Raw genomic sequence first — 1,595 nt, 5'->3', positions numbered from 1 at the left:
CTTCACCGGAAAACAGGACGAGGTCGTGTTCGATCCGGGGACCATCCACCCCGCCGTCGGGGACATGGTAAAGCAGGCCAGGGAAGTCGTCGAGGACCTGGACAAGAGGACCCTGGAGGCGACGGAGCGGATCCTGGAAACCATACCCTTCGTGGAGATCCATCCCGAGAAGGCCGAACTCCGCCCCTCCGGCGACGGCGTAAAACTGACGATCACCGTGGACCCGGAGGACATCTCCTTCGGTAAAAAGCATCGAAATGAGACGGCATCGTCGGAAAAAGTGGCCTCGGAGGATGACAGGGAAGAGCGAAAACCGGGGCAATGATATACTAGTGGTCCATATTTGGGGGAATTCCAACTCCCCCAGGAAAGATGAGGAGATCGATGGAGGTGTTGAATCGATGAGGAAGACCGTTGCGACACCAGGCGCACCGGCCGCGATAGGCCCCTACAGCCAGGCCGTTTGGGCGGGCGACCTGCTTTTCGTGTCCGGGCAGATCTGCATGGACCCGAAGACGGGAGAACTGGTGGGCAAGACCGCCGCGGAACAGGCGGAACAGGTGCTCAAAAACCTCGGGGCGATCCTCGAGTCCCAGGGGCTCTCCTTTGCGAAGGTGGTGAAGGCCACGGTGTTCGCCAAGGATATGAACGATTTCCAGGCCGTCAACGAAGTCTACGCCAAGTTCTTCGCCGTCGACCCTCCCGCCAGGGTCTTCATCGAGGTGGCGCGGCTACCGAAGGATGTCTTGGTCGAGGTGGACGCAATCGCCGTAAAGGGTTAAAACATTGACAAAGGAGCGAAAAATACGTACTGTTTTACCAACCGGTTAAAGTGCCGGCAGATTCTTTCGTATGGGAGGCATTATCCAAATGCAGGGTACGGTCAAATGGTTCAATGAAGCCAAGGGGTATGGTTTCATCACCCCCGACGAAGGCAACGATGTCTTTGTCCACTTCAGCGCGATCCTGGGTGAGGGCTTCAAGACACTGGCAGAAGGGCAGCGGGTCGAGTTCGAGGTAGTCCAGGGAGAGAAGGGTCCCCAAGCGGCAAACGTGGAAAAGATCTCCTGACTTCATTTTTCAAGGCACCACGGGCGAAGCAAGGAGAGCGGCGGCACCCGAAAAAGGGTGCCGCTTTTTTACGGGGAAGAGAGACCTTTCCGCCGGGATTCAGAAAGGGATCGAAGAAAAACCTTTACAGGACTTGCCCTGGGGCTCCAAGGATGGGATAATCCCCTTGAACAAAGCCTTTTCGAGAGGAGGACGACAGCAGTGAACAAATCGGAACTGGTCCAGGCCGTAGCGAAATCGGCGGGCCTCACCAATGCCAAGGCGGCCGAAGTAGTATCGGCAGTGATCGGCGAAATAGCCGGAACGCTGGCCAAGGGCGACAAGGTCCAGATCGCGGGCTTTGGCACCTTCGAGGTCAGGCAGAGGGCGGCAAGAGAGGCACGTAATCCCCAGGATCCCACGAAAAAGGTCAAGGTCCCTGCAAGAAAGGTTCCCGCCTTCCGTGCTGGAAAGGCTCTAAAGGAAAAAGTGCGCTAGCAGCAGTCTTATTCCTATTTCCGCCCCCTCGGGGCGGATTTTTTATT

General features: G+C 57.0%; 4 protein-coding genes. All 4 read left to right on the top strand.

All coding sequences use genetic code 11. From position 1 onward, the window contains the following. Nucleotides 1-325: hypothetical protein (locus GX108_05100; GenBank protein NLO56416.1), on the top strand; the 325-nt coding region annotated here is incomplete at its 5' end. A gap of 76 nt (nucleotides 326-401) precedes the next feature. Further along, complete coding sequence (locus tag GX108_05095) at nucleotides 402-782, top strand: RidA family protein (GenBank protein ID NLO56415.1); 381 nt, start codon at nucleotides 402-404, stop codon at nucleotides 780-782. Between the two features lie 88 nt (nucleotides 783-870). Then, nucleotides 871-1,071 carry a cold-shock protein gene (locus GX108_05090; GenBank protein ID NLO56414.1) on the top strand — a complete coding sequence of 67 codons (201 nt, stop codon included), beginning with the start codon at nucleotides 871-873 and terminating at the stop codon, nucleotides 1,069-1,071. Nucleotides 1,072-1,272: 201 nt separating this feature from the next. After that, nucleotides 1,273-1,548 carry an HU family DNA-binding protein gene (locus GX108_05085; protein ID NLO56413.1) on the top strand — a complete coding sequence of 92 codons (276 nt, stop codon included), beginning with the start codon at nucleotides 1,273-1,275 and terminating at the stop codon, nucleotides 1,546-1,548. Nucleotides 1,549-1,595 lie beyond the last annotated feature (47 nt).

The sequence above is a fragment of the Thermovirga sp. genome (assembly GCA_012523215.1).
Classification (GTDB): Bacteria; Synergistota; Synergistia; order Synergistales; family Thermovirgaceae; genus 58-81.
Note: the sequence above shows the minus strand (reverse complement) of the source record. Positions and strands in the feature narration are given on the sequence as shown.

Bases quoted from the DNA above. Each gene is read 5' to 3' on its own strand.
- GX108_05095 (NLO56415.1), top strand. From the start codon at position 402: ATGAGGAAGACCGTTGCGACACCAGGCGCACCGGCCGCGATAGGCCCC.
- GX108_05090 (NLO56414.1), top strand. From the start codon at position 871: ATGCAGGGTACGGTCAAATGGTTCAATGAAGCCAAGGGGTATGGTTTC.